Source organism: Pseudomonas sp. BS3782 TE3695 (genome assembly GCF_050435305.1).
Taxonomy (GTDB): Bacteria; Pseudomonadota; Gammaproteobacteria; order Pseudomonadales; family Pseudomonadaceae; genus Aquipseudomonas.
In genome coordinates this window covers 514,280-539,359 of the sequence record NZ_JBNDKB010000001.1, presented here as the reverse complement: position 1 = coordinate 539,359, position 25,080 = coordinate 514,280, and the positions used below count along the sequence as shown (strand labels likewise).

The 25,080-nt window shown below is 58.8% G+C and carries 28 protein-coding genes; 10 read left to right on the top strand and 18 right to left on the bottom strand.

Going from position 1 to position 25,080, the window contains the following annotated elements; all coding sequences use genetic code 11:
* Positions 1 to 10 precede the first annotated feature (10 nt).
* Both ABH909_RS02435 and ABH909_RS02430 read right to left on the bottom strand, forming a co-directional pair.
* Complete coding sequence (locus ABH909_RS02435; RefSeq protein WP_427624218.1) at positions 11 to 271, bottom strand: hypothetical protein; 261 nt, start codon at positions 269 to 271, stop codon at positions 11 to 13.
* Between the two features lie 151 nt (positions 272 to 422).
* The gene (locus ABH909_RS02430; RefSeq protein ID WP_429430232.1) at positions 423 to 1,163 is read right to left on the bottom strand and encodes an SDR family oxidoreductase; all 741 of its coding nucleotides are present in this window, start codon (positions 1,161 to 1,163) and stop codon (positions 423 to 425) included.
* A gap of 123 nt (positions 1,164 to 1,286) precedes the next feature.
* On the opposite strand from ABH909_RS02430, the gene ABH909_RS02425 reads away from it, so the two are divergent.
* From ABH909_RS02425 to mgrA, 4 genes are all read left to right on the top strand, one after another.
* Positions 1,287 to 2,177, top strand: coding sequence for a LysR family transcriptional regulator (locus tag ABH909_RS02425; RefSeq protein WP_429430230.1), 891 nt, complete (start codon positions 1,287 to 1,289; stop codon positions 2,175 to 2,177).
* 127 nt (positions 2,178 to 2,304) lie between these two features.
* The gene (locus tag ABH909_RS02420) at positions 2,305 to 2,487 is read left to right on the top strand and encodes a type II toxin-antitoxin system HicA family toxin (RefSeq protein WP_008005171.1); all 183 of its coding nucleotides are present in this window, start codon (positions 2,305 to 2,307) and stop codon (positions 2,485 to 2,487) included.
* On the top strand, positions 2,484 to 2,948 hold the full coding sequence (locus ABH909_RS02415; RefSeq protein ID WP_192346554.1) for a type II toxin-antitoxin system HicB family antitoxin: 465 nt from the start codon (positions 2,484 to 2,486) through the stop codon (positions 2,946 to 2,948). The genes ABH909_RS02420 and ABH909_RS02415 overlap by 4 nt, the downstream gene beginning before the upstream one ends.
* A 165-nt stretch (positions 2,949 to 3,113) precedes the next feature.
* Positions 3,114 to 4,151: an L-glyceraldehyde 3-phosphate reductase gene (gene mgrA / locus ABH909_RS02410; protein WP_429430227.1), complete on the top strand. Its 1,038-nt coding sequence runs from the start codon at positions 3,114 to 3,116 to the stop codon at positions 4,149 to 4,151.
* Between the two features lie 115 nt (positions 4,152 to 4,266).
* Here mgrA and tauD read toward each other — a convergent pair whose 3' ends face one another.
* The 7 genes from tauD to ABH909_RS02375 all read right to left on the bottom strand — a co-directional run bounded on the left by tauD (position 4,267) and on the right by ABH909_RS02375 (position 12,816).
* The gene (gene tauD, locus ABH909_RS02405) at positions 4,267 to 5,103 is read right to left on the bottom strand and encodes a taurine dioxygenase (RefSeq protein WP_429430225.1); all 837 of its coding nucleotides are present in this window, start codon (positions 5,101 to 5,103) and stop codon (positions 4,267 to 4,269) included.
* Between the two features lie 193 nt (positions 5,104 to 5,296).
* Entirely contained in the window at positions 5,297 to 6,139 is an 843-nt protein-coding gene (gene tauC, locus ABH909_RS02400) for a taurine ABC transporter permease TauC (protein WP_429430223.1), read from the bottom strand.
* The gene (gene tauB, locus ABH909_RS02395) at positions 6,136 to 6,933 is read right to left on the bottom strand and encodes a taurine ABC transporter ATP-binding subunit (protein ID WP_429430221.1); all 798 of its coding nucleotides are present in this window, start codon (positions 6,931 to 6,933) and stop codon (positions 6,136 to 6,138) included. Before tauB ends, tauC begins: the two co-directional genes overlap by 4 nt.
* 17 nt (positions 6,934 to 6,950) lie before the next feature.
* A complete protein-coding gene (gene tauA, locus ABH909_RS02390; RefSeq protein ID WP_429430219.1) occupies positions 6,951 to 7,928 on the bottom strand; it encodes a taurine ABC transporter substrate-binding protein in 978 nt (325 codons plus the stop codon).
* Between the two features lie 278 nt (positions 7,929 to 8,206).
* Positions 8,207 to 9,790 (bottom strand): glutamate--cysteine ligase, encoded by a 1,584-nt coding sequence (gene gshA / locus ABH909_RS02385; RefSeq protein ID WP_429430217.1) that lies wholly within the window; start codon positions 9,788 to 9,790, stop codon positions 8,207 to 8,209.
* Between the two features lie 318 nt (positions 9,791 to 10,108).
* On the bottom strand, positions 10,109 to 10,492 hold the full coding sequence (locus ABH909_RS02380) for a PaaI family thioesterase (RefSeq protein WP_429430215.1): 384 nt from the start codon (positions 10,490 to 10,492) through the stop codon (positions 10,109 to 10,111).
* A complete protein-coding gene (locus ABH909_RS02375) occupies positions 10,492 to 12,816 on the bottom strand; it encodes a Tex family protein (RefSeq protein ID WP_429375744.1) in 2,325 nt (774 codons plus the stop codon). The genes ABH909_RS02380 and ABH909_RS02375 overlap by 1 nt, the downstream gene beginning before the upstream one ends.
* 360 nt (positions 12,817 to 13,176) lie before the next feature.
* Between ABH909_RS02375 and ompR the strand changes: the two genes are divergently transcribed.
* Positions 13,177 to 13,917: a two-component system response regulator OmpR gene (gene ompR / locus ABH909_RS02370; RefSeq protein ID WP_007903084.1), complete on the top strand. Its 741-nt coding sequence runs from the start codon at positions 13,177 to 13,179 to the stop codon at positions 13,915 to 13,917.
* A 114-nt stretch (positions 13,918 to 14,031) separates the two neighbouring features.
* A complete protein-coding gene (locus ABH909_RS02365; RefSeq protein ID WP_095634148.1) occupies positions 14,032 to 15,345 on the top strand; it encodes an ATP-binding protein in 1,314 nt (437 codons plus the stop codon).
* Positions 15,346 to 15,513: 168 nt separating this feature from the next.
* Here the strand turns inward: ABH909_RS02365 and rimK are convergent, their stop codons facing one another.
* Both rimK and ABH909_RS02355 read right to left on the bottom strand, forming a co-directional pair.
* Positions 15,514 to 16,419, bottom strand: a complete 906-nt coding sequence (gene rimK, locus ABH909_RS02360) for a 30S ribosomal protein S6--L-glutamate ligase (RefSeq protein ID WP_429430213.1) — start codon at positions 16,417 to 16,419, stop codon at positions 15,514 to 15,516.
* Positions 16,416 to 16,877 carry an ATP-dependent zinc protease family protein gene (locus ABH909_RS02355; protein ID WP_173667533.1) on the bottom strand — a complete coding sequence of 154 codons (462 nt, stop codon included), beginning with the start codon at positions 16,875 to 16,877 and terminating at the stop codon, positions 16,416 to 16,418. Before ABH909_RS02355 ends, rimK begins: the two co-directional genes overlap by 4 nt.
* 232 nt (positions 16,878 to 17,109) lie before the next feature.
* On the opposite strand from ABH909_RS02355, the gene ABH909_RS02350 reads away from it, so the two are divergent.
* The 3 genes from ABH909_RS02350 (at position 17,110) to ABH909_RS02340 (ending at position 20,366) form a co-directional block, all read left to right on the top strand.
* Positions 17,110 to 17,517, top strand: coding sequence for an RNA-binding S4 domain-containing protein (locus tag ABH909_RS02350; protein WP_429430211.1), 408 nt, complete (start codon positions 17,110 to 17,112; stop codon positions 17,515 to 17,517).
* Between the two features lie 225 nt (positions 17,518 to 17,742).
* Positions 17,743 to 18,645, top strand: a complete 903-nt coding sequence (gene hslO, locus ABH909_RS02345) for an Hsp33 family molecular chaperone HslO (RefSeq protein WP_429430209.1) — start codon at positions 17,743 to 17,745, stop codon at positions 18,643 to 18,645.
* Between the two features lie 179 nt (positions 18,646 to 18,824).
* Positions 18,825 to 20,366, top strand: a complete 1,542-nt coding sequence (locus ABH909_RS02340; protein WP_429430207.1) for a phosphoenolpyruvate carboxykinase — start codon at positions 18,825 to 18,827, stop codon at positions 20,364 to 20,366.
* Positions 20,367 to 20,495: 129 nt separating this feature from the next.
* On the opposite strand, the gene ABH909_RS02335 is transcribed toward ABH909_RS02340, so the two are convergent.
* The 6 genes from ABH909_RS02335 to ABH909_RS02310 form a co-directional block, all read right to left on the bottom strand.
* Positions 20,496 to 20,861: a DUF1493 family protein gene (locus ABH909_RS02335; RefSeq protein ID WP_429430205.1), complete on the bottom strand. Its 366-nt coding sequence runs from the start codon at positions 20,859 to 20,861 to the stop codon at positions 20,496 to 20,498.
* A gap of 133 nt (positions 20,862 to 20,994) precedes the next feature.
* On the bottom strand, positions 20,995 to 21,267 hold the full coding sequence (locus ABH909_RS02330) for a type II toxin-antitoxin system RelE/ParE family toxin (RefSeq protein ID WP_429430203.1): 273 nt from the start codon (positions 21,265 to 21,267) through the stop codon (positions 20,995 to 20,997).
* The gene (locus tag ABH909_RS02325; RefSeq protein WP_429430201.1) at positions 21,267 to 21,770 is read right to left on the bottom strand and encodes a hypothetical protein; all 504 of its coding nucleotides are present in this window, start codon (positions 21,768 to 21,770) and stop codon (positions 21,267 to 21,269) included. The genes ABH909_RS02330 and ABH909_RS02325 overlap by 1 nt, the downstream gene beginning before the upstream one ends.
* 92 nt (positions 21,771 to 21,862) lie before the next feature.
* Positions 21,863 to 22,162 carry a hypothetical protein gene (locus tag ABH909_RS02320; RefSeq protein WP_429430199.1) on the bottom strand — a complete coding sequence of 100 codons (300 nt, stop codon included), beginning with the start codon at positions 22,160 to 22,162 and terminating at the stop codon, positions 21,863 to 21,865.
* Between the two features lie 334 nt (positions 22,163 to 22,496).
* Positions 22,497 to 22,688: a hypothetical protein gene (locus ABH909_RS02315; RefSeq protein WP_429430197.1), complete on the bottom strand. Its 192-nt coding sequence runs from the start codon at positions 22,686 to 22,688 to the stop codon at positions 22,497 to 22,499.
* 57 nt (positions 22,689 to 22,745) lie between these two features.
* The gene (locus tag ABH909_RS02310; RefSeq protein WP_429430195.1) at positions 22,746 to 23,021 is read right to left on the bottom strand and encodes a hypothetical protein; all 276 of its coding nucleotides are present in this window, start codon (positions 23,019 to 23,021) and stop codon (positions 22,746 to 22,748) included.
* Between the two features lie 312 nt (positions 23,022 to 23,333).
* Here ABH909_RS02310 and ABH909_RS02305 point away from each other — a divergent pair, with 312 nt between their 5' ends.
* Positions 23,334 to 23,828, top strand: coding sequence for a polysaccharide deacetylase (locus tag ABH909_RS02305; protein WP_429430193.1), 495 nt, complete (start codon positions 23,334 to 23,336; stop codon positions 23,826 to 23,828).
* Between the two features lie 73 nt (positions 23,829 to 23,901).
* Here ABH909_RS02305 and ABH909_RS02300 read toward each other — a convergent pair whose 3' ends face one another.
* Entirely contained in the window at positions 23,902 to 24,933 is a 1,032-nt protein-coding gene (locus tag ABH909_RS02300; RefSeq protein WP_429430191.1) for a S8 family peptidase, read from the bottom strand.
* Positions 24,934 to 25,080: the final 147 nt, after the last annotated feature.

Sequence of the window (25,080 nt, the reverse complement as noted above, 5' to 3'; positions counted from 1 at the left end):
GCTGACGTCTTCAGGCGTCAGTGCTCATCGTCATGAACAACACCAGCGCCGCCACCGGCACGCCGAACACCGCGCTACCCACCACCAGTTCCGTACTCAACGGCTGGCCGGCGTTGACCATGCCGACCGCGCCGTTGATCAAGGTCAACGCCAGCCACAGCACGACAAAGCTGTAGGCCAGGGTCTGGCGGGGGAAACCGATTTTCTCGCCGATGAACAGCATCAGCGCCAGCAGGACCAGGCCGAAGAAGATGATGATTGCTGTGTGCATGGTGAGTTTCTCCCTTCAGATGTGCTGCCCTTGAGGCCGCCTTCGCGGGCAAGCCCGCTCCCACAATGGTCGCGGGTGTTCACAGGCGTTGTGTTCACTGCCGATCCCTGTGGGAGCGGGCTTGCTGATTCACCCAATACATCGAGCATAGTTAAACCAACCCACCATTCACCCGCAAAATCTGCCCATTGACCCAAGCCGAATCCGGCCCCACCAGAAACGACACAACGCGAGCAATATCCTCCGGCTGACCCAAACGCTCCAGTGGAGGCATCTTGGCGAAAGTCTGGATTTGCTCTTCGCTCTTGCCGTGCAAAAACAGCTCAGTCGCCACCGGGCCTGGCGCCACCGCGTTGACGGTGATGTTGCGCCCGCGCATTTCCTTGGCGAACACCTGGGTCAGGGATTCCACAGCCGCTTTGCTGGCGATGTACACCGCGTAGCCCGGCAAGTTAAGGCCAACGGTGCTGCTGGAGAAGTTGATGATCCGGCCACCGCTGTTCAGACGCGTCGCCGCTTCACGCAAGGTGTTGAAGGTGCCGCGAGCGTGGATGTTGAAAGTCTGGTCGAACAGTTCGTCGGTGTGCTGCGCCAGCGGCATCACTTTGAGGATGCCGGCGTTGTTGATCAGCGCATCGACCTTGCCCAGGTGCGTTTCGGTTTCGTCGAACAACCGGCGCACGTCGTCGGCATTGGCCACGTCAGCCTTGACCGCTATGGCTTGATGCCCGGCCTGACGCAACTCCACCACCAGTTTTGAGGCTTCAGTGGCGCTGCTGGCGTAGTTGATGGCGACGGCGAAACCTTCGCTGGCCAGTTGCCTGGCGATCACAGCGCCGATGCCGCGGGAGGCGCCGGTCACGATGGCAACTTTCGAAGTTTGAGCAGTCATGGCGTTGATCCTTGGAGTGGTTTGGAGTGGAGCCAGACTCACATGTTTACTCAGGCCGATAAATGCATGAGAGTTGCCTTGACTGTTCAATAATCGCCAACAATCGAGCGCCAGGAGTGACCCGTGGACCAAGTCAAAGCGATGAAGGTGTTCGTGCGGATCTACGAGCGCAGCAGCTTCACCCTGGCGGCCGATGACCTGAACTTGCCGCGGGCGACGCTGACCCACACGCTGAATCAGTTCGAAGCCTGGCTCGGCACTCGTTTACTGGAGCGCAGCACCCGCAAGGTCCGTCCGACGCTGGATGGAGAGGCGTATTACTTGCGTTGCGTGCAGTTGCTGGCGGAACTGGAAGAGGCCGAACTGGCATTTCGCAGCGTAGCGCCGAAAGGGCGGTTGCGAGTGGATCTGCACGGCACCTTGGCCAAGCACTTCGTGATCCCGGCGTTGCCGCAATTCATGGCGCGCTACCCGGACATCGAGTTATCCATCAGCGAAGCCGACCGCTTCGTCGACCTGATCGCCGAAGGCGTTGATTGCGTGTTGCGCGCCGGCTCCTTGGGCGACTCGGCACTGATCGGTAAACGTGTCGCCAACTTGCGGCAGATTACCTGCGCCAGCCCCACCTACCTGCGCAAATATGGCGAACCGAAGAACCTCGAGGACCTGAAAAAACACCGCGCGGTGAACTACGTTTCGCGGACCACCGCCAAGTTGTTTCCATTTGAATTTATGGTGGATGGCGAACTCAAGGAAGTGGCCATCGATGGTGCGCTGTCAGTGTTCGGTGCGGAAATCTACGCGGCCTCGGCGATTGCCGGATTGGGCCTGATCCAGTGCCCGCATTACCGAATGGAAACCCTGATTTCCCAAGGTCTGGTGCAGGAAATTCTGGTCGACACATCACCGCCACCGATGCCGGTTTCGGTGCTGTATCCGCATAACAAACACATGTCGCCACGGGTTCGGGTGTTTGTGGATTGGTTGGGGGAGGTGTTTGCGCAGGCCCGATAACCGATGGTCCGCGGGCAATCTGGCTTGCTTGAGTTCGGCTAATATTTATCAGAGTGTGTATCGTGTGTATTGAGATGTGATCATCGCGTAATGTGCTCAGCAGATGCTGCCCACAAGGACGAAGGTGATGCGAAGTCGGGAAATGATCAGGATGATCGAGGAGGATGGCTGGTATCTGGTGGCCGTGAAAGGTAGCCATCATCAGTACAAGCATTCGTGCAAGTCAGGCAGGGTGACGATAAAACACCCTGATTCGGATCTTCCAAAAGGAACGATCAACAGCATATTGAAACAGGCGGGTCTGAAATGAGGCCCGACATCGGAAACGAGAGCCTCGAAGGGGCCACATCACAGGAAGGACTCATCGAAATGAAATTTCCGGTCGTTCTGCACAAGGATGCCGACTCAGAATACGGAGTGATTATCCCGGACGTGCCGGGTTGCTTCTCCGCGGGCGCTACTGTGGCGCAGGCATTTGAAAACGTGAAAGAAGCGTTGGCTTTGCACTATGAAGGCTTGGTCGCCGATGGTGATCCACTGCCGCAGGTGCGTGAGATTGACGATCATCTTGATAACCCTGATTACGCTGGCGGTGTGTGGGGGGTTGTCGACTTCGATATCACGCCTTACTTCGGCAAGTCGGTGCGCTTCAATGCCACGCTCCCTGAGCAATTGCTTGAGCGTATCGACCAGACGGTCAGACGAGATCAGCGATACAGCTCAAGATCTGGTTTTTTGGCGGCTGCCGCGTTGCGTGAGTTGTCGGCGTAAACGTTGGGAGTGGATATCGGCGCTATGCGGTGGGTCAGATTTAATAATTTGTGAAACGTTTCAGCATTTTCTCGAGTCCGAGGTTTATCGGCGTTTGTCCAAGCGTATGCTGGGCAACTTGCAAAGCAGTCGATACCCCATTCAAGACCGACAAGAGAGGATTCGATGACCTACACCGCTGCCGAAAACCGCTACGATTGCATCCCTTACCGCCGCGTGGGGCGCAGCGGGCTGGTGCTGCCGGCACTGTCTCTGGGCTTGTGGCACAACTTCGGCGACAGCACGCCAATCGATACCCAGCGCTCGTTGCTGCGTACGGCATTCGATCTGGGCATCAACCACTTCGACCTGGCCAACAACTACGGCCCGCCGTATGGCAGCGCCGAGATCAACTTCGGCCGTTTGCTGCGTGAAGACTTCAAGCAGTACCGCGACGAGTTGATCATCTCCAGCAAGGCCGGTTGGGATATGTGGGCCGGCCCTTACGGTCAAGGCGGTGGTTCGCGCAAATACATCTTGGCCAGCCTCGACCAGAGCCTGCAACGTCTGGGCCTCGATTACGTAGACATCTTCTATTCCCACCGCTTTGACCCGGACACGCCGCTCGAAGAAACCGCCAGCGCACTGGCCACTGCCGTGCAGCAGGGCAAGGCGCTGTACATCGGCATCTCGTCCTATTCCGGGGTGAAAACCCGTGAAATCGCCGGGCTGCTGAAAGAGTGGAAAGTACCGTTGCTGATCCATCAACCGGCCTACAACCTGCTCAATCGCTGGGTGGAAAAGGACCTGTTGGACACCACCGAAGAACTCGGCACCGGCGTGATCGCCTTCACGCCGTTGGCTCAGGGGCTGTTGACCGACAAGTACCTCAATGGCGTGCCAGCGGATGCGCGAGTCAATCGTCCGGGCGGTGGTTCGTTGCAGGCGTCTCACCTGTCTGACGCCAACCTCGCCCATGTGCGGGCGCTCAATGAAATCGCCAAGCGCCGCGGTCAGAGCCTGGCGCAGTTGGCGCTGGCCTGGACTCTGCGCGATCCACGGGTGACCTCGGCGCTGATCGGCGCGAGCCGGCCGGAGCAGATTATCGAGAACGTCGGGGCGTTGAAAAACCTGAGTTTCAGCGTGGAAGAGCTGGCGGAGATTGATCGGTTTGCCCACGAGGGTGGGATCAATTTGTGGGAGAAGCCTTCGATGGCGGAATAACCCTGAAAAGCAAAAGATCGCAGCCTTCGGCAGCTCCTACAGGATCGATGTTCAACCGCAATATTTATGGCGCGCAGTCAATGTAGGAGCTGCCGAAGGCTGCGATCTTTTGATCTTAAAACGGCACATCCCCCAACACCGTCGCCCGCTGCATCACCCGCCGTGCCGGGCGGTAATCATCCACCGCGTGATGCTGGGTCACTCGGTTGTCCCAGAATGCGATATCGTCTTTCTGCCAGCGCCAGCGGATGGTGAATTCCGGCCGTGTGGTGTGGGCGAACAAGAACTTCAGAATCACCTCGCTTTCCGTTTCCGACAGCTCATTGATCTTCGACGTGAATCCTTCATTGACGAATAGCGACCGGCGCCCGCTCACCGGGTGCGTGCGAATCACCGGATGCGATAGCGGCGGGTTCTTGCGCCGGGCTTCTTCCCACTGGGCCAAGGCTTCGGGTGTATTGCCATAACGTTCCAGCGGGAACGAACGGGTGAAATCGTGGGTAGCGGTCAGCCCTTCCAGCAAGGTTTTCATCGGCGCGGACAGTGCTTCATACGCCGCAATACCACTGGCCCACAGCGTGTCGCCGCCAAATTCGGGCAGCAGTTTGGCGCTGAGCACCGCGCCCATGGCCGGGGTCGGCAGGAAGGTTACGTCGGTGTGCCAGATCGCGTTGTCCCGCACGTCGGTGACGGCGGTGTCGAGGATCAGCACTTCTGGCTGCTCAGGTACGTTCGGGTAGATCGGATGAATATGCAGGTCGCCGAAGTAGGCGGCGAATCGCGCTTGCTGTTGCGGCTCGATCGGCTGGTTGCGGAAGAACAACACTTGATGCTTGAGCAGCGCCTGCTCGATGGCATCGCGTTGCTCGACGTTCAGTGGCTGGCTGATGTCGATGCCGCTGATTTGCGCGCCGAGGGCGCAGCTTAACGGGGTGATGCTCAGGCTGCTCATGGTGTTCTCTTCAATTCGGGGGCCATACATGAATTTTGTGAACGACACCGCACCTGTAGGAGCTGCCGAAGGCTGCGATCTTTTGATGTTGTTTTTAGAGAGCAAGATCAAAAGATCGCAGCCTCGTTTCACTCGACAGCTCCTACAGGGTTGATCCAAAAAAAGGGGGTACCAAGGCAAGTTGCTCCCACGTTCAAATGCTTCCGTGAGCCTGGCCATGCCATGGCACGAGTTTGCGTTGCAGGGCACGCAGGCCCATTTCCATGGCGAAAGCGATCAATGCGATCACCAGAATTCCCAACACCACCACATCGGTGACCAGGAATTGCGCGGCCGATTGCACCATGAAGCCCAAACCACTGGTGGCGGCGATCAACTCGGCGGCCACCAATGTCGACCAACCCACACCCAGGCCAATCCGCACGCCGGTCAAAATGTCCGGCAAGGCACTGGGCAGAATCACATGCCGAATCAATTGCGCCCGAGTCGCACCCAACGACTGTGCGGCGCGCAATTTCGCCGGGTCGACGGTGCGTACGCCAGTGGCGGTGGCGATCGCGATCGGGGCGAAGATCGCCAGGTAGATCAGCAACACTTTCGACAGCTCACCGATGCCGCACCAGATCACGATCAGCGGCAGATAAGCCAGCGGCGGAATCGGGCGATAGAACTCGATCAGCGGATCAAGAATGCCGCGAGCAATGCGGTTGTGGCCGATGGCGATGCCCACCGGCACGGCGGTCAGCACCGCAAAACCCAGTCCCAGGCCAATACGACTGAGGCTCGCGCCCAAATGCTGCCACAAGGTCGAATCCATGTAGCCAGTGGTCACCAGCAGCCAGCCTTTTTGCAGTACGGCGGACGGCGGCGGCAGGAACAGCGGTTCGATCAAGCCTGTGGCCGTGACGGCCCACCAAATGGCAACGAGAGCGACCAGCGTTAGTACGCTGATCCAGCGCGTATTCAAACTGCGACGCGGCGCAATGACCGTCGAGCCCGACTTCACTGTCGCGGCGGGAATTTCATAAGTGCTCATGCGCGCTCCTGCTGCTGCTGGACGCCACTGCGTTGGGAGAACACTTTGGCGAGCACGTGTTCGCGGGTTTCGATAAAGCGCGGATCCGACTTGATCGAGCGAGCCGACTCACCGGCGGCATAGCGCTGACCGAAATCCAGGCTCAAACGCTCGACGATTTGCCCGGGGTTGGGTGCCAGCAGAATCAGATCCGTGGCGAGGAACACCGCTTCTTCAATGTCGTGGGTAATCAGGAACACCGGTTTGGCGGTGCGCTGCCAGACTTGCAGCAACAGTTCCTGCATCTGTTCGCGGGTGAAAGCGTCGAGGGCACCGAAGGGCTCATCCATGAGCAAAATCCGAGGGTCTGCTGCAAGAGCGCGAGCGAGGCCGACACGTTGCTTCTGCCCGCCTGAGAGCTGCCAGATTCGGCGGTTTTCGAAACCGCAAAGGTCCACCAGGGCGAGCATTTCCCGGGCGCGGATTTCGCGCTTATCCCGGACGACACCAGCCAGTTCCAGACCGAAGCCGACGTTGGCCAGCACGTCCTGCCAAGGCAACAGGGCGTCGTCCTGGAACACCACGCCGCGCTCGGCGCTCGGGCCTTTGACTGGCACGCCATCAAGGGTGATGCGCCCGGCGCTGGGCTCGACGAAACCGGCAATCAGGTTCAACAGCGAGGTCTTGCCACTGCCAGACGGGCCGAGGGCGACCAGCAACTGCCGGGGCCCAAGGGTCAGGGAAATATCTGCCAGCACCGGTTCCGCTGCGCCCGGGTACTGTGCGCAGACGCGCTCCAGCTGTAGCAAAGCCATCGCGGTCAACTCCCCGATCAATGGGTGATGTATTTGGCGCTGACGTACGGCGCGTAGTCCGGCAGCACGGCCTCGACCTTGCCCTGTTCCTTGAGGAACACGGCGGTGTCGGTGATGGCCTTGGTGGTCGGCGCGCCGAGGGTGATCACTTGATCAGCCGCGAGCGGGAAAACGTTGCCTTGCAACAGCAATGGAATGTCGCTGGCCTTGGCACCGGAGAGCTTCACCAGTTTGTCGACGTTGCTTTGGTTGGCGAGCCAGGCTTTCGGGTCTTTGCGGTAGTCGGCGTAGGCATCGAGGGTCACTTTGGCGAACGCGGTGACGATTTCCGGGTGCTTCTCGGCGAAATCCTTACGCACGATCCAGGCATCGAAAGTCGGCGCACCGAACTTGGCCAACTCGCCTGAGGTGATCAGCACTTTGCCGTTTTCCTTGGCCACGCCGAGCGCCGGGTCCCAGACGTAGGTGGCGTCGATATCACCGCGTTTCCACGCAGCGATGATCGCTGGTGGTGCGAGGTTGAGCACGGTGACTTTCGACGGATCGATGTTCCAGTGTTTCAGTGCGGCCAGCAGGCTGTAATGGCCGGTGGAAACGAAGGGTACGGCGATTTTCTTGCCAATCAGGTCTTGCGGGGTCTTGATCCCGGAACCGTCCCGCGCAACCAGCGCTTCGGCGGCGCCGATCTGGGTGGCGATGAGGAAAGTTTCTACCGGGACTTTGCGGGTGATTGCCGCCGTCAGGGGGCTAGAGCCGAGGTAACCGATTTGCACATCGCCGGAGGCGATGGCGGCGATGATGTCGGCGCCGCTGTCGAATTTGCGCCAGTCGATGGTGGCTTTGGTGGCTTTTTCGTAGACGCCGTCGGCTTGGGCGACTTTGGCCGGGTCAACGGTGGTCTGGTAGGCGACGGTCACATCTGCCGCCTGAGCCAGGAAACTCGCCGAAGCCAGAACTGCGGCAGCCAGAAGGCGAAGAGGGGAAGTCAGTTTCATCGGGAAGCTCCTTGTCAGGCGACCGAGAGTCGGCGTGAAAAGGAGACTAAATGATATAAGAATCCAAAAATAAATAACTTTTTCGAATTATCTTATGAGCGGAAAATTCTAAGGGCGCATGGTTGTTTATCGCTTTTGTGGCGAGGGAGCTTGCTCCCGCTGGAGGCCGAAGGACTCCCAAAAACAGCGAAGGTGTGTCTGATTGACCACTGTCGCAGATTTTACGGCTGCTGCGCAGCCGAGCGGGAGCAAGCTCCCTCGCCACAGAGGTTTGCGATCTAATTACTGATCGCCAGAATACTCGCCTGATACGACCCGACAAACACATCGAAATCGCCGACTTCGTTCTGTTCCAGCTCCACTTGTTGAGCCAGCGACGAACGTGCCAACTCTTCAAATCTAGCCTGTTCTTCGCCTGAAAGCGGCTCGCTGCGGAAAAACTCCGCGTGCGCCTGGCTCTGACGCAAGGAGAACCGGGCAAAGCTTTCCTTGTGCTCGGCCATCGCCGCCAGCACCTGCGCCGATGGCGTCAGGGACGCGTCCTCGACCTTGGCCAGTTGCGCGTTCAGTGCCTTGCTATGGGCATCGCCGCCATGGCTCTGATCCAGCAATGCCGCTAATGGCGCAATCTTTTCCAGCAATTCGCCGGCCCATTCCTTCAGGTCTACCGGGTGCCCGTCCCGTTGCAATTGCAGGCCCGGACGACGCCCTTCCTTGACCACGCTGAGGAAGTTCGAGGTCGCGTTCCCGCAACTGGTGCTGGTCAGCAGCGGGCTGTCGTTCAGCGCGCAGTACAGCAGGAACGCGTCGAGGAAACGCGACTCGGTGAGGTCGATGCCCATCGGCAGGAACGGGTTGATGTCCAGGCAACGCACTTCAACGTACTGAATGCCACGGGCCACCAGCGCCTGGATCGGCCGCTCACCGGTGTAGGTCACGCGTTTCGGACGGATGTTGGAGTAGTACTCGTTTTCGATCTGCAGGATGTTGGTGTTGAGCTGAACCCATTCACCGTTCTGGTGTGTTCCGATCTCGACGTACGGCGGATACGGCGTGGCCACGGCTTTGCGCAGGCTGTCGGTGTAGCTGGTCAGATCGTTGTAGCACGGTGTCAGACCGGCCTGGGCGTTGCTCTGGTAACCCAGATCGCTCATGCGCAGGCTGGTGGCGTAGGGCAGGTACAACGTGTCCGGGTCCAGTTGTTCCAGCTGATGCGAGCGACCGCGCAGGAAACCGGCGTCCAGCGCAGGCGAAGCACCAAACAGGTACATCAGCAGCCAGCTGTAGCGACGGAAGTTACGGATCAGCGCGATGTAGGCCGACGATTGATAATCGCGGTCGGTGCCGTCAAAGCCTTCGGCCTCTTTGAGCAGGGGCCAGAGCTTTTCCGGCAGGGAAAAGTTGTAATGGATCCCGGCGATGCACTGCATGGTCTTGCCGTAACGCAACGCCAGGCCCTTGCGATAGACGTACTTGAGCTGACCGATGTTGGAGGTGCCGTAATAAGCAATCGGGATGTCTTCCTCGGCCGGCAACGGGCACGGCATCGATGGACTCCACAGGTACTCGTTGCCGAGCTTGCTGTAGGCAAAACGGTGAATCCTGTCCAGGCTCGCCAGCATCTGCGCCGGGTCTGGCAGGGCAGGCGTGATGAACTCCAGCAGCGACTCGGAATAGTCGGTGGTGATCTGTTCGTTGGTCAGCGCGGAACCCAATGCTTCCGGGTGCGGCGTTTGCGCCAGGCGCCCTTCGCCTGTCACGCGCAGGCATTCACGTTCGATGCCGTGAAGGCACTGTTCGAGCAGAGAGAGGTTAGCGCGCTCGCCGAGCAGAGCCAGGCGGCGGTTGAGAAGTTCGCTCAAGTTGGATTCCTTCACGCGTCAGTCGCCCCAATATGGGGGTGGGCAAGACGGTCTACAAGGGTGAAGTTAAAACTGGCGTTTTCGCCTGGTTTTTTCGAGCCGCACAGGCCTAATGCCGGTCAGTCAGGAATTGCACAATCCCTGTGGGAGTGACCTGTGGCGAGGGGGCTTGCCCCCGTTGGGCTGCGAAGCGGCCCCAAAATCTCTGAGTTTCCAAAATCTTGTGAGTGCTACGCACTCAAACGGGGGCAAGCCCCCTCGCCACAGGGTTCCACAGGTTGCATTGCGCCGAAATTAACTCAAATTGATGATTGGGGGCTACAGGACAGCGAACGTGCCTTGTGCTTTTGCGACGAGTTTGTCGCCTTGCATCACGTCGGCTTCGACCACCAGCGTGCGCCGGCCCGGATGAATCACCCGCGCCGTGCACATCACCTCGCCGTCGGCGACAGCGCGGATGTAGTTGATCTTGCATTCGATGGTTGCGCTCTGCTGGTCAAAACCGTGGGTGCTGGAACAGGCCAGCCCCATGGCAATGTCGACCAGGCTGAACAAAGCGCCGCCATGCAGTTTGCCGCCGCGATTGCGCAGTTCCGGCGCAAGCCCCAAGGCGACTTGCGCCACCCCGGCTTCCAGGCTGTGCAAGCGACACCCCAGCAGCTTGAAAAATGCGCTTTCGCTCAAGCCGGCCGGGATCTCCATCAGCGCTTTTTCAACTGTTTGGCATTAGCGAACAGCGAGGCCATGGCGTTGTTGGCCGGGGCTGCGGCCGTGGTTTCCTTGCGCGGTGCGGTGTTCTGGGATTGGCGTGGTGCCGAACCCGGACGCGCGCCACGAGCACCGTCGATTTTCTCGCCCGGGGTGTCGCTCATGCGCATCGACAGGCCAACGCGTTTGCGCGGGATGTCGACTTCCATGACCTTCACCTTGACCACATCACCGGCCTTCACCGCTTCGCGCGGATCCTTGATGAACTTCTCCGACAGTGCGGAGATGTGTACCAAACCGTCCTGATGCACACCGATGTCGACGAAGGCGCCGAAGTTGGTCACGTTGGTGACCACGCCTTCGAGGATCATCCCCAGTTGCAAGTCCTTGAGGTCTTCGACACCTTCCTGGAATTCGGCGGTCTTGAACTCGGGACGCGGGTCGCGACCGGGTTTTTCCAGCTCTTGCAGGATGTCGGTGACCGTTGGCAAACCGAACGTTTCGTCGGTGTACTTCTTCGGATCGAGACGTTTGAGGAAGCTCGCGTCGCCGATCAGCGAACGAATGTCGCGGTCGGTTTCAGCGGCAATGCGCTGCACCAGCGGATAGGCTTCCGGGTGAACCGCGGACGAATCCAGCGGGTTGTCGCCGTTCATTACACGCAGGAAGCCCGCAGCCTGTTCAAAGGTTTTTTCACCCAGACGCGCGACTTTCTTCAACGCCGCACGGGTTTTGAACGCGCCGTGCTCGTCGCGGTGGCTGACGATGTTCTGCGCCAGGGTCGCGTTGAGGCCGGAGATACGGGCCAGCAGCGCCACGGAGGCAGTGTTGACGTCGACGCCCACAGCATTCACACAGTCCTCGACCACCGCGTCCAGGCCGCGCGCCAGTTTCAGCTGCGACACGTCGTGCTGGTACTGGCCGACGCCGATGGATTTCGGATCGATCTTCACCAGCTCAGCCAGTGGATCCTGCAGGCGACGGGCAATCGACACCGCGCCACGGATCGACACGTCGAGGTCCGGGAATTCCTTGGAAGCCAGTTCCGACGCCGAGTAAACCGATGCGCCGGCCTCGGAGACCATGACTTTGGTCATCTTCATGGCTGGATATTTTTTGATCAGCTCAGCGGCGAGCTTGTCGGTTTCGCGGCTGGCGGTGCCGTTGCCGATGGCGATCAGGTCCACCGAATGCTTGGCGCACAGGGCGGCGAGCACGGCGAGGGTCTGGTCCCACTTGTTGTGCGGCACGTGCGGGTAAACTGTGGCGTGATCCAGCAGCTTGCCGGTGGCATCGACCACGGCGACCTTGCAACCGGTGCGCAGGCCCGGGTCGAGGCCCAGGGTGGCGCGCGGGCCGGCCGGGGCCGACAGCAGCAAGTCGTGCAGGTTGTGCGCGAACACGTTGATCGCTTCGGTTTCCGCGCCGTCGCGCAACTCGCCCAGCAGGTCGGTTTCCAGGTGGGTGTAGAGCTTGACCTTCCAGGTCCAGCGCACCACTTCGCCCAGCCATTTGTCGGCGGCACGGTTCTGGTTCTGGATGCCGAATTGCTGGCCGATCATGCCTTCGCACGGGTGCATGGTGCCCGGCAGTTCATCGCCGACTTTCAGCGCGGAACTCAGAATGCCTTCGTTGCGGCCACGGAAAATCGCCAGCGCGCGGTGCGATGGCATGCTTTTCAGCGGTTCGTCGTGTTCGAAATAGTCGCGGAACTTGGCGCCTTCCTCTTCCTTGCCGGCAATCACGCGGGCACTGAGGGTGGCTTCCTGCTTGAGATAGTTGCGCAATTTGTCCAACAGGCCGGCGTCTTCGGCGAAGCGCTCCATGAGGATGTACTTGGCGCCTTCAAGGGCGGCTTTCACATCGGCCACGCCTTTTTCGGCGTCGATGAAACGCGCGGCTTCGGTTTCAGGGTTCAGGGTCGGGTCGTTGAACAAACCGTCGGCCAGTTCGCCGAGGCCGGCTTCCAGGGCGATCTGGCCCTTGGTGCGGCGCTTCTGCTTGTACGGCAGGTACAAGTCTTCGAGACGGGTCTTGGTGTCGGCGAGTTTGATGTCACGTTCGAGTTGCGGGGTCAGTTTGCCCTGCTCTTGAATGCTGGCGAGGATGCTGATCCGCCGTTCGTCGAGTTCTCGCAGGTAGCGCAGACGCTCTTCCAGATGGCGCAACTGGATGTCATCGAGGCTGCCGGTCACTTCTTTCCGGTAGCGGGCGATGAACGGAACGGTAGAGCCTTCATCGAGTAGCGCGACGGCCGCTTCGACCTGTTGTGGGCGTACACCGAGTTCCTCGGCGATGCGGCTGTTGATGCTGTCCATAAAACCACCTGACAAATTGTGAAAGCAGGCTCGCAGGCGCAGAGATAAGGGCTCGGCGAGTCTGGTTGAGCGGCCTGGCGTGCGCCGCTACCTGAGCCAACAGGCTTCCCGTTGACCCGTGAAATCGAACAATTACTGCCAGCGCCATGAAAAAAAAGCGGCTGCTTACAGTAACGATCAGACGTTGCCTGACACAAAAGGCCGCGCATTATAACCAGCGTTCTGCCCATTCGGGGGCATCGCGGGTTGTAGGCACAATGCCCGGATTTCTGGCGATGAAGGAAAAATCTGCTAACAATGCACTCGGTGCGTATAACGGCAGCTACGCCATAATGCGCGCCGAGATCAAAGGAGCATCCAATGAGCAGCACTGCAAACATTGCTGAAGGCGAAAAAATTCTTATTGTTGACGACGATCCCGGGCTGAGCAGCCTGCTGGAGCGTTTTTTCGTCAGCAAGGGCTACCGTGCCCGCGCCGTCCCGAACACGGAACAAATGGACCGCCTGCTGGCGCGTGAAGTGTTCAACCTGGTGGTCCTCGACCTGATGCTGCCCGGCGAAGACGGCCTGACCGCTTGCCGCCGCCTGCGCACGGCGAACAACCAGATTCCGATCATCATGCTGACCGCCAAGGGCGATGAGCTTAGCCGCATCAAGGGCCTGGAACTGGGCGCTGACGATTATCTGGCCAAGCCGTTCAACCCGGACGAGCTGATGGCTCGGGTCAAAGCGGTTCTGCGTCGTCAGGCGGCACCGGTACCGGGCGCCCCGGGCAGCGAAGACGAAAGCGTGACCTTCGGTGACTACGAATTGTCCCTGGCCACCCGCGAACTCAAGCGCGGCGACGAAGTGCACATGCTCACCACCGGTGAGTTTGCGGTGCTCAAGGCGCTGGTCATGAACGCGCGTCAGCCACTGACCCGCGACAAGCTGATGAACCTGGCCCGTGGCCGCGAGTGGGATGCCCTTGAGCGTTCCATCGATGTGCAGATCTCTCGTCTGCGCCGGATGATCGAGCCCGATCCATCCAAGCCACGCTACATCCAGACTGTCTGGGGCGTGGGTTATGTGTTCGTTCCAGATGGCGCCGCCACGAAGTGATTGGTGATTTGTAGGAGCGGGTCTTGCGGGCAAGGGGTCAAATGACCTTTCCCGCAGACCCGTGATCCGCAATATGCGAGCATGCTCGCTCCTGCAAGTGTGTAGCGGTTACTCATGAAAACCCCTGTTTGGTTCCCCCAGAGCTTCTTCTCCCGCACCCTGTGGCTGGTGCTGATCGTCGTCCTGTTCTCCAAGGCGCTGACCCTGGTTTATCTGTTGATGAACGAAGATGTGCTGGTGGATCGCCAATACAGCCACGGCGTCGCCCTGACGCTGCGTGCCTATTGGGCCGCCGACGAAGAAAATCGCACCAAAATCGCCGATGCCGCCACCCTGATCCGGGTGGTGGGTGCCGGTGTGCCGGAAGGCGAACAACACTGGCCTTACAGCGAGATCTACCAGCGTCAGATGCAGGACGAACTGGGCGCCGACACCGAGGTGCGATTGCGCATGCACTCACCGCCAGCGCTGTGGGTTCGGGCGCCCAGCCTGGGCGATGGCTGGCTGAAGGTGCCGTTGTACCCGCACCCATTGCGCGGCCAGAAAATCTGGAATGTGCTCGGCTGGTTCCTCGCCATCGGTCTGCTGTCCACCGCCTCGGCGTGGATTTTCGTCAGCCAGCTCAATCAACCGTTGAAACGCCTGGTCTATGCCGCGAGGCAACTGGGTCAGGGCCGCAGCGTGCGCCTGCCGATCAGCGATACACCGAGCGAAATGACCGAGGTTTATCGCGCCTTCAACCAAATGGCTGAAGATGTCGAACAGGCCGGCCGCGAGCGAGAACTGATGCTGGCCGGGGTGTCTCACGACCTGCGCACGCCCCTGACCCGTTTGCGGTTGTCCCTGGAACTGATGGGCGCCCACAGTGACCTGACAGACGACATGATCCGCGACATCGAAGACATGGACGCGATTCTGGACCAGTTCCTGGCGTTCATTCGTGACGGACGTGATGAATCGGTGGAAGAAGTGGACCTGAGCGAGCTGGTTCGCGAAGTTGCCGCGCCGTATAACCAGAATGAAGAGAAAGTGCGCTTGCGCCTGGAACCGATCCAGCCGTTCCCGTTGCGGCGGGTGTCGATGAAACGGTTGCTGAATAACCTCATCGGCAATGCCTTGCACCACGCCGGCAGCGGCGTTGAAGTGGCGGCTTATGTGTCCGGAGATTCCAGCGCGCCGTATGTGGTACTGAGCGTCATGGACCGTGGCGCGGGAATCGACCCGTCGGAGTTGGAGGCGATCTTCAACCCGTTCACCCGTGGCGATCGGGCCCGAGGCGGTAAGGGGACCGGGTTGGGGTTGGCGATCGTGAAGCGGATCGCTTCGATGCATGGCGGGAATGTCGAGCTGCGTAACCGTTCTGGTGGCGGGCTGGAAGCGCGGGTGCGGTTGCCGCTTGGGTTGATGTTGCCGCGGGATGCGGTCTAACGACCGCATCCGAGCTCTGTGGCGAGGGAGCTTGCTCCCGCTGGAGGCCGAAGGACTCCCGATCCCGACAACCGCATGCTTGTCGCCAAAACACGGTTGCCTGGTTTTGCGGCTGCTGAGCAGCCGAGCGGGAGCAAGCTCCCTCGCCACAGGAGGACTGAGTAAGCCTTACCCCTTCCCTTTGGTCCGAGTCATGTTCGGCCCGCCATTCTTCTCCAGATGCTCGATGATGATCCCCGCCACGTTCTTGCTGGTGGTGGTTTCAATCCCTTCAAGCCCCGGCGACGAGTTCACTTCCATCACCAGCGGCCCATGGTTGGAGCGCAGGATGTCCACCCCCGCCACCGCCAACCCCATGACCTTCGCTGCACGCAACGCGGTCATGCGTTCTTCCGGTGTGATCTTGATCAGGCTCGCACTGCCACCGCGATGCAGGTTGGAGCGAAACTCCCCCGGCTTGGCCTGGCGCTTCATTGCCGCGATCACCTTGTCGCCGACCACGAAACAACGAATGTCCGCGCCGCCGGCTTCCTTGATGTATTCCTGAACCATGATGTTTTGCTTCAGGCCCATGAAGGCCTCGATCACCGATTCCGCCGCCGTGGCCGTTTCACACAGCACCACACCGATGCCCTGAGTGCCTTCCAGCACCTTGATCACCAGCGGCGCGCCGTTGACCATCTCGATCAAGTCGGGAATGTCATCCGGGGAGTGGGCAAAACCGGTGACCGGCAAACCGATCCCCCGGCGCGACAGCAATTGCAGCGACCGCAGTTTGTCTCGCGAACGGGCGATGGCTACCGATTCATTAAGCGGAAACACTCCCATCATTTCGAACTGGCGCAGCACTGCGCAGCCGTAAAACGTCACCGATGCACCGATCCGCGGGATCACTGCATCGAAACCCTCCAGCGGTTTGCCGCGGTAGTGGATCTGAGGCTTGTGGCTGGCAATGTTCATGTAGGCGCGCAAGGTGTCGATCACCACCATTTCATGGCCACGCTCCATACCGGCTTCGACCAGACGACGGGTGGAATACAGACGCGGGTTCCGCGACAGCACAGCGATCTTCATGCAACACCTGTGGAGAAGGTAGATACCGGGAACACCGGCTTGTCTTGTACATATTTAATGCCCGGATTGACCACCAACTGGCCGTCGATCAGGGCTTTGGAACCGAGTAACAGGCGATAACGCATGGACTTGCGGCAGGCGAGGGTGAACTCGACCCGCCAGACCCGATCACCGAGGGCCAAGGTGGTGCTGACCACATAGCGCATCTGCGCATGGCCATTGGAGCTCTTAATGGTTTTTCTCGTTACCAGCGGGGCTTCGCAGCGCCGATGCCGCAGTTGCACCACCGTGCCCAGGTGCGCAGTGAAGCGCACCCATTGTTCGCCGTCGCGCTCAAATGGCTCGATGTCGGTGGCATGCAGGCTGGAGGTGCTGGCGCCAGTGTCGATTTTTGCCCGAAGGCCCGCGACTCCCAAATCCGGGAGCGCCACCCACTCGCGCAGACCGATAACGGTCAAATGGTCAAATGTCTTCAAAAGTGCTCAACCGGCAAAAACCGCTCAGACCGCGTGCGGCCGAATTCGCGGTATTCACGCAGAATAATGGGTAAAAGGCGACAGATATCTACTGCCCGGATTTCCATCCCTCACTGTGTGGGGGAATGCCTGCATTCTAATCCACAGCACGACGATTCATGGCACGACAGAAACGGTAGTACAGTTCATCGATATTTCAGAATGAGGTCATCCAATGGCACAAAAAAGCGAAGAGGACGACAAGGTCCGTCTCGATAAATGGTTGTGGGCCGCGCGTTTTTATAAAACACGGGCCTTGGCCAAGGCCGCGATTGAGAGTGGCAAGGTGCATTGCCGGGGCGAACGCTGCAAGCCAGGCAAGGAGCCGAGGGTCGGCGATGAGTATCAGATTCGCACCGGCTTCGAGGAACGCACCGTGGTGGTCAAGGCACTGTCGATCGTGCGCCGTGGCGCGCCGGAGGCTCAGGCGCTGTATGCCGAAACCGAAGCCAGCATCGCCAAGCGCGAAGCGGCGGCAGTCATGCGCAAAGCCGGGGCGTTGGGCGTGAGCACCGACGGTAAGCCGAGCAAGAAGCAACGCCGAGACCTGTTCAAGTTTCGCGGGAACAGCAACGACGAATAAGGACCGTCGTCGGGGGCAGACTTGCAATCGCGCACCTGTGCAGCCATATGGGTGTACTCGACAGCGGCCAAATGAAAATGCCGTTCGTCGAAAACCGAGGTTTGACCTTGCTTGGAACAACCCCGGATTGTTCATAAAATGCCTTTATGGCTGAACTTTGCCCGCTCAAAAAAGCGGAAATGACGCGATTTTCTTTTTTTGTCACCCTTTCAGATACCCAGACCTATGACCCATCTATCGGATAACGACTACACCCAACGCTTCATCTTCGATGACAGCGACACCCGCGGCGAGCTGGTTGGGTTGGAGCGTAGCTATGCCGAAGTCCTCGCCAAACACGCCTATCCGGAGCCGGTCGCGCAATTGCTGGGCGAGTTGATGGCGGCGGCTGCGTTGCTGGTTGGCACCTTGAAGTTCGATGGCTTGCTGATTCTGCAGGCCCGTTCCGAAGGCCCGGTGCCGTTGCTGATGATCGAGTGCTCCAGTGAGCGCGAAATTCGTGGCCTGGCTCGTTACGAAGCCGACCGGATTGCCCCCGACGCGACCCTCGCCGACCTGATGCCCAATGGCGTATTGGCACTGACTGTCGACCCGACTCAGGGCCAGCGCTATCAGGGCATCGTCGATCTCGACGGTGAAACCCTGGCCGATTGCTTCACCAACTACTTCGTCATGTCCCAACAAACCAATACCCGCTTCTGGCTCTACGCCGATGGCCGTCGTGCCCGTGGCCTGTTGCTGCAGCAACTGCCTGCCGACCGTCTGAAAGACGAAGAAGAACGCGCCGCCAGCTGGCAACACATCACCGCCCTGGCCAGCACGCTGACGGCTGATGAATTGCTGAGCCTGGACAACGAAACCGTGCTCCATCGCCTCTATCATGAAGAACAGGTACGCCTGTTCGATGTGCAGAAACTGCGTTTCCGTTGCAGCTGCTCTCGGGAACGCTCGGGCAATGCGCTGGTCAGTCTGGGTCTGGAAGATTCTCAGAAACTGGTCGTCGAACATGGCGGTCGCATCGAGATCGACTGTCAGTTTTGCAACGAACGTTATCTATTTGATGCGGCCGATATTACCCAATTGTTCGCCGGTGCAGGGGTCGATACGCCGTCAGATACCCGTCACTAAAACGCTTCAGCGCAGGTAAATTCACTGCGTAACGCCGGAATAACGCCGTTCTGACGGGAGGGCCCTACACTTTTTGGGCTTTTCTGGCATAATCCGGCCCACTTTTTTCGCGGTAGTAGTGCACGACTTTCTACTACAAAACGTTTGGAGCACTCGGCCACTGGCCGACGGGGAACCTCATGACGCAAGCCAATAACGCCGTGTACACCGATCTGAGTGTTGATGATCTGGTTAAAGAAGCCCTGAATCGCGGTGAAGGCGAGCTTGCCGATACCGGCGCGCTGGTTGTTCGCACCGGTCACCGTACCGGCCGTTCGCCAGTCGATCGTTTCATCGTTGAAGAGCCGACCACCCAGGACGCCATCGCCTGGGGCCCGATCAACCGCAAGTTCCCGGCCGACAAGTTCGATGCCCTGTGGGCTCGCGTCGAGGCCTTCAACAACGCGCAAGAGCATTTCGTTTCCCACGTGCACGTAGGTGCTGCCGAAGAGCACTACCTGGCCGTGAAGATGACCACCCAGACTGCCTGGCAGAACCTGTTCGGTCGTTGCCTGTTCATCAACCCGGCCCAGTACAACCCGGCTGGCCGTGAAGAGTGGCAAGTTCTCAACGTCGCCAACTTCGAGTGCGTGCCAGAGCGTGACGGCACCAATTCCGATGGCTGCGTGATCATCAACTTTGCCCAGAAGAAAGTGCTGCTGGCAGGCATGCGTTACGCCGGCGAAATGAAGAAAGCCATGTTCTCGGTGCAGAACTTCCTGCTGCCGGCCGCCGATGTACTGCCAATGCACTGCGCTGCCAACATCGGCGAAGCGGGCGACGTGACCCTGTTCTTCGGTTTGTCCGGTACCGGCAAGACCACCTTGTCCGCCGACGAAAGCCGTTACCTGATCGGTGACGACGAGCACGGTTGGGGCGAAGGCGTGGTGTTCAACATCGAAGGCGGTTGCTATGCCAAGTGCATCGACCTGTCCGAGAAGAACGAACCCGTCATCTGGAAAGCCATCAAGCACGGCGCAGTCCTGGAAAACGTGGTACTGGACGACGCCAAGAAGGCTGACTACGCCGACAGCAGCCTGACCCAGAACAGCCGCGCCGCCTACCCGCTGGAGCACGTCGAAAAGCGTTCCGAGAAAAACCTCGGTGGCGAGCCAAACGCTGTGATCTTCCTGACTTGCGACCTGACCGGCGTTCTGCCGCCCGTCTCGATCCTCAGCGAAGAACAAGCGGCCTACCACTTCCTGTCCGGCTACACCGCTCTGGTGGGTTCGACCGAAATGGGTTCCGGCAGCGGCATCAAATCGACCTTCTCCACCTGCTTCGGCGCACCGTTCTTCCCGCGCCCGGCCGGCGTATACGCAGAACTGCTGATCAAGCGCATCCGCGGCTTCGGCTCCAAGGTCTACCTGGTCAACACCGGCTGGACCGGCGGTGGCTACGGCGTCGGTAAACGCTTCAACATCCCGACCACTCGTGGCGTGATCGCAGCGATCCAGAGCGGCGCTCTGATCGGTGCCGAGACCGAGCACCTGGACACCATCAACCTCGACGTGCCACTGGCCGTACCGGGCGTTGAGACTGGCCTGTTGAACCCACGTAACACTTGGGCTGACAAGGCTGCTTATGATGAAGCTGCTAAAGCGTTGGCTGGGTTGTTTGTTGAGAACTTCAAGAAGTTCGATGTGAGCGACGCGATCAAGGCTGCTGGGCCGAAGTTGTAAGGCCTGGATTTAGCGAATGAAAACGCCGCCCTTTGAGGGCGGCTTTTTTGTGGGCGCGATTCGGACCATCAGAAATACAACTGCCATTATTCCAGCTGAAAAAGCGCTAAACAGCCAGAATAATGCCACTTACGCGTTCGAGCAGATGCCTTCCAACTCCTGCGTATCCCACCGTTGGACCTTGATCGCTCGATAGAGCATGCCAATAGTCAAGGGCACCTTGTCACCGCGCCCCTTCGCCCGACGCTTGAGAAACACATCAAACCCTTCCGGCTGAAAGTAGCGATAGGCGTCGTAGTCGACGAAGTCGATGGCGAACTGTTCCTCCAATGCTTCCATCAGATGTCGCGCATCGGCGCCGTCGCAACCCAGGTCAAAATTGATCGAGGTGGTGAGGCTGATGGTTTTGCGTTCGGGCAGACCGAGTTCTTCGTGCAGCAGCTGCATGAGCAGGTGCATGGCGTGGTCGTCGGGGAAGTTGGGGCCGAGGTTCATGATGGCGTCCAGTTGGAGAAAAAGCTGGCGCTGATGCGCTCAGCGCCCCCTTACAAGTAACGAGCGGTTGAGTCGACCTGTCGGAGAGTTCTTGTAGCCTTCAAAATTTAGGGTGATCCGGCGGTTGACCTAGTCATGGCCATTGTTGTCTCGCATGCAGTATCCGCATTATTTCTACCGTTTCAGCCAAGACCACATAGACCATAACGTAATTTGGTGTGGCGACTATTTCATGAGTGCCAAGAACTATGCCCTTTCTATAAAGCTTTGGTTGCTGGCCCGCTTGCTCTGCTTTGAGCTCAAAGACTTCGTCTAAAACAATGGCCGCATCAGGGTTGTCCTGGCAAATATAATTCATGATGTTGTCCCGGTCAGTCATCGCCGAGGGACGCCAAACTACCTGCATCAGCGGGCTCGTTGACGTATGGCGTCACGTTTGGCAGCAAAGATTCGGCGTACCTCTTCGTCGCTTACGCTTGGCCTGGGATCATCAATGCTGGCCTGAACCTGCTTCTTGAACCACTCCTCGTAAGCAGCGGCTTCGTGAGCGTGCTTCATTGCCTCGGAACGGTCAGGGCGAGAATAGGTTTTTACTTGTAGAGGGTCATAGCCCGATGTATCGACATCGAAATGACTGATGCCTATTCCTTGCAAATAGATCACCAGGGTTTCGAGTCGCTTAAATAGGCGAATTTGCTGGCTGCGTTGCGCCGCCAGGGAATGTGTTTGTGATCCATGTTGAACTTGAACCGCCCACCCACCTTGCTTGGCAAAAATGTGAGTGGCGTTAACAGCGCCGCTTTCAACCAGTTTGACGAGCGCGGTGTGATCGATCGTTTCGGTTGTCATAAGAAGGAGCCCATGGCTGATCAGTGGCTCACATGCTACGCAATCAATAATAGTTTGCAATCTTCTGCCTCCATTAAGGATGTAGGTATTTGTATCCTTTTTGTGGGCAGCCAGCGCAGAGTGAAGCTGGCATGCCCCATGACCACGGTGTCTTAGGATGGTGCTTTCCAGCCCATCATGCGTTGCTGGGCGACTTTAAGCAGGTCGCAGCCGTCCTGTGTCAGTAAGTAGATCGCGTGGGTGATGTGCGGAATGTCTTCGACGTCACCGTGTTTGAAGCATTGGCAATGCAGGGTTTGGAGCAGGTCGCTGGAGGCTCGGATGCGCTGGAGGGCGGCTTCGAGAATGTCCTGGGGGTTTGCCTCTGTATCGATGATCAGGGGCGGGGAATCGGTGAGGTTGGTTTGCAGCGGAAGGTAACGATCGTTTGTAGACAGAGTCCATGTTTTCATTGGTTTTAGCCTCAAATGCATCAGGAAGAACCGCCACCACCGTGACCAAGCGATGGGAGGCGGACTGTGTTCGGGTTGGTCAACCGATGAGGCTCACATCCCGGCACGCCCGAGGGCGTCCCAAACACAGCCACCATATAGCGTGCAGGCACTTGAAGTGCCGGCAGCATACAACGGACGCGTAGATATGAGCCATTCGGGTGACCAAGCCCGAGTCGCTGATTTGGCAGCGACGGTCACGACTATAGGTGCGAGCCACTGGGCAGCGATAGGCGACAAGGTGTCTTCGGTTGTAGGAACGGGATGAAGCTTTGATAGGCCGTTGCTGACGGACTTATCCCTTCCGCAATTTCTCTCGTTTAATTGCCATTACGCGTTTGACTTCTTCATTGGGAATGCAGGGACGAGGGTCGTCGAGGCTGGCTTGTACTTGTGCTCTGAACCATGTGCCGCAGACCGCTTTATCGAGTTGCAGTTGAGCATCGGATGTTTTGTTTTTCATCAGGCATACCGCGTTATCGTTCATCGCGGGCAAGCCCGGCTCCCACAGGGATCTTCATGTGGGTCTGGATTTTTTCTGGCATCAATTGGTGGTGATTCTCATCAGTCGCTGCCGAGCGACTTCAAGCAATTCGTTGCCGTCCTGGGTCAGCAGGTACAGCGCACTGACGATGTTTGGAATATCTTTCACATCGGCCTGTTTGAAGCACAGGCAATAGAGCGTCTCGAGCAGATCGCTGGCGGCGCGGATGCGTTGCTGGGCGGCGTCGAGAATCTCGTGAGGATTGGCTTGGGTGTCGATGACCAGCACGGGGGTTTCGCTGTAATTGGTTTTGAGTGGGCGATAGCGGTCGTTCATCGAGGTCAGTCCTGTGGGGAAGTCGGGCAGGCTCGCCGGCGGGCCGACACAGTGTTTTCAGCCGCGTCGGAAACTATAGAGGGCGGCGGCGAGGCATCGCAATAAGACGTCAATGGACGGGTTTTGTAGGGGGTTTACCGGTGCTGTCGACCTTTGCCTACGCACGTTCTGACTATTTTTTAAGCTTTTCCCCCGAGAGGTCGATATTCCTACGGGATTGTCAGGCGTGGCGCACTGAATCTGCGTAGGGTGCGCGCCAGATTTTGTAGGACGTTTCGAATCGTCTGAGTCGACTCTTAAAGGGAATTAGGTATGCAATGGCTACGTATGGCCTCGGTATTGTTGTTGTGGGCCGGTGTTTGGCGGATGGCGGGTGCTACTGATGCGGGTCATTCGCTGGCGCTCGAACACATCGGTTGGCCCGATGCCCTGACCACTCAGGCAGACATCGACACCGCATCCCGCGCCGAGGTGTTGATGGTAGGCAAGGCGCTGCTGGCCAGCGAAGCCCTGGACGAACAGAGTCTGAAACAACGACTGGGTGTGCAGGCTGTGCAGCTCAAATCGGTCAGGCAAGTGCAGGACGGGTTGTGGGATCGGTTGCTGGTCACCTACAGCGACGCCAGCCAGAACTGTGACGGCGAACCCTTCTGCCCGCGTGTGCGTAGCGTCGCTGATTTGCGTCAGTTGGCGGCGGCGTTCACGGGCGAAATCAGCCCGGCTTATGCGGTATGGGCGAGCAAGAGCCGGGCATTTCATGAGCAGGCGTTAAATGAGCAGCTACGAGTGGCAGTATTTGTACCCTAGGCTGCCGGTTTAAACTTCGTCAACAACGCGGCGAGATGAGTGCCGCCAGCCCTCCGTCAGAAAGTGAGGCTGATCACAGGCGCGACGCAGCCTCAAGGTCCATCAATCCTCTGCCGTACGCTTCACTGTTGGCATAAATACCGGTGCGATTTGCCGTTGCCAGCAGTCGTTCGCGTATTTGCTGTGCGCTCAGCTCGGGGTATCGGCTTTGCAGGGCGGCCAGTGCACCACTGACCAGCGCAGCGGCAGGCGAAGTGCCGGCGGTCTGTACGTATTTGCCATCCTTGCTTGTGGTCAGCAGGCCTTGCTCGGCGCCAGAGTCACCACCCGGCACAGCGATACACCAGGCTGCGGCGACACCACAGTAATTGGATTTTGCGTTGATGCTGCTGCCGTCGTTCTTTACTGCTACCACAGCGATCCAGCCTTTCTCCAGTTCGGGCAGGGCAACGGGTAAACCTGGCTCGGCCAGCGGTTCTCGTTTCAGCTCATTGCCGGTCGGGAACACAAACACCGCGCCGTCCCGAACCAGTTTTCGAGCTGTCACCAGCGATTCCGGCATCACTTGGTTATAACGTGCTTCATTGATCTCGGTCGCCGGAATGGCATTGGCCCACGAGTTATTAAGGATGCGTGCGCCCCTGTCGAAGCCTGCTTGCCAGGATTGGGCGATTTCACTATCGAAGAAAAAGGGTTCGTTGTCGTCGCCGAAGCGATAGGGGATCAACTGTGCGTTATAGGCCACGCCATGCATGCCCTGGTCGTCCTTGTTAGCCGCGAGAATGCCAGCCATTTGTGTGCCGTGACCGATTCGGTCGGAGGTGCCAGCTTGTTTTTCGATGTAGTCGAAGCCGGGGTCAAGGAGCCTTCCTTGAAACTCCGGCAGATGGCTGTTCAAACCTGAGTCAATCAGAGCCACGGCTACGCCCTGTCCGGTGCCGCCGCGAGCATAAAGACTTGAGGCATGGATGACCGCCAAGCCCTTCTGGGCCTGATATTCCTGGGTTTCAAACGCGGCAAGCAGTGGCGGTTCTTCAGGAGGATTAACGCATCCGCTCAGCAGAGTGGATGCAATGATGATAGACATAATGGGTATGCGATGCATGATCGTTCCTTCGTAAAATCCGCGTACATCAGGCTTCCTGCTGTGATGAATACTTCGCGGAAAATGGTTTGTCGGAGAAGGATCTTACTGGCAGGCAAGGTATTTACGTCAGGTGGCGAATTGCTCCGTTTGTTTCAAACCGTGGCG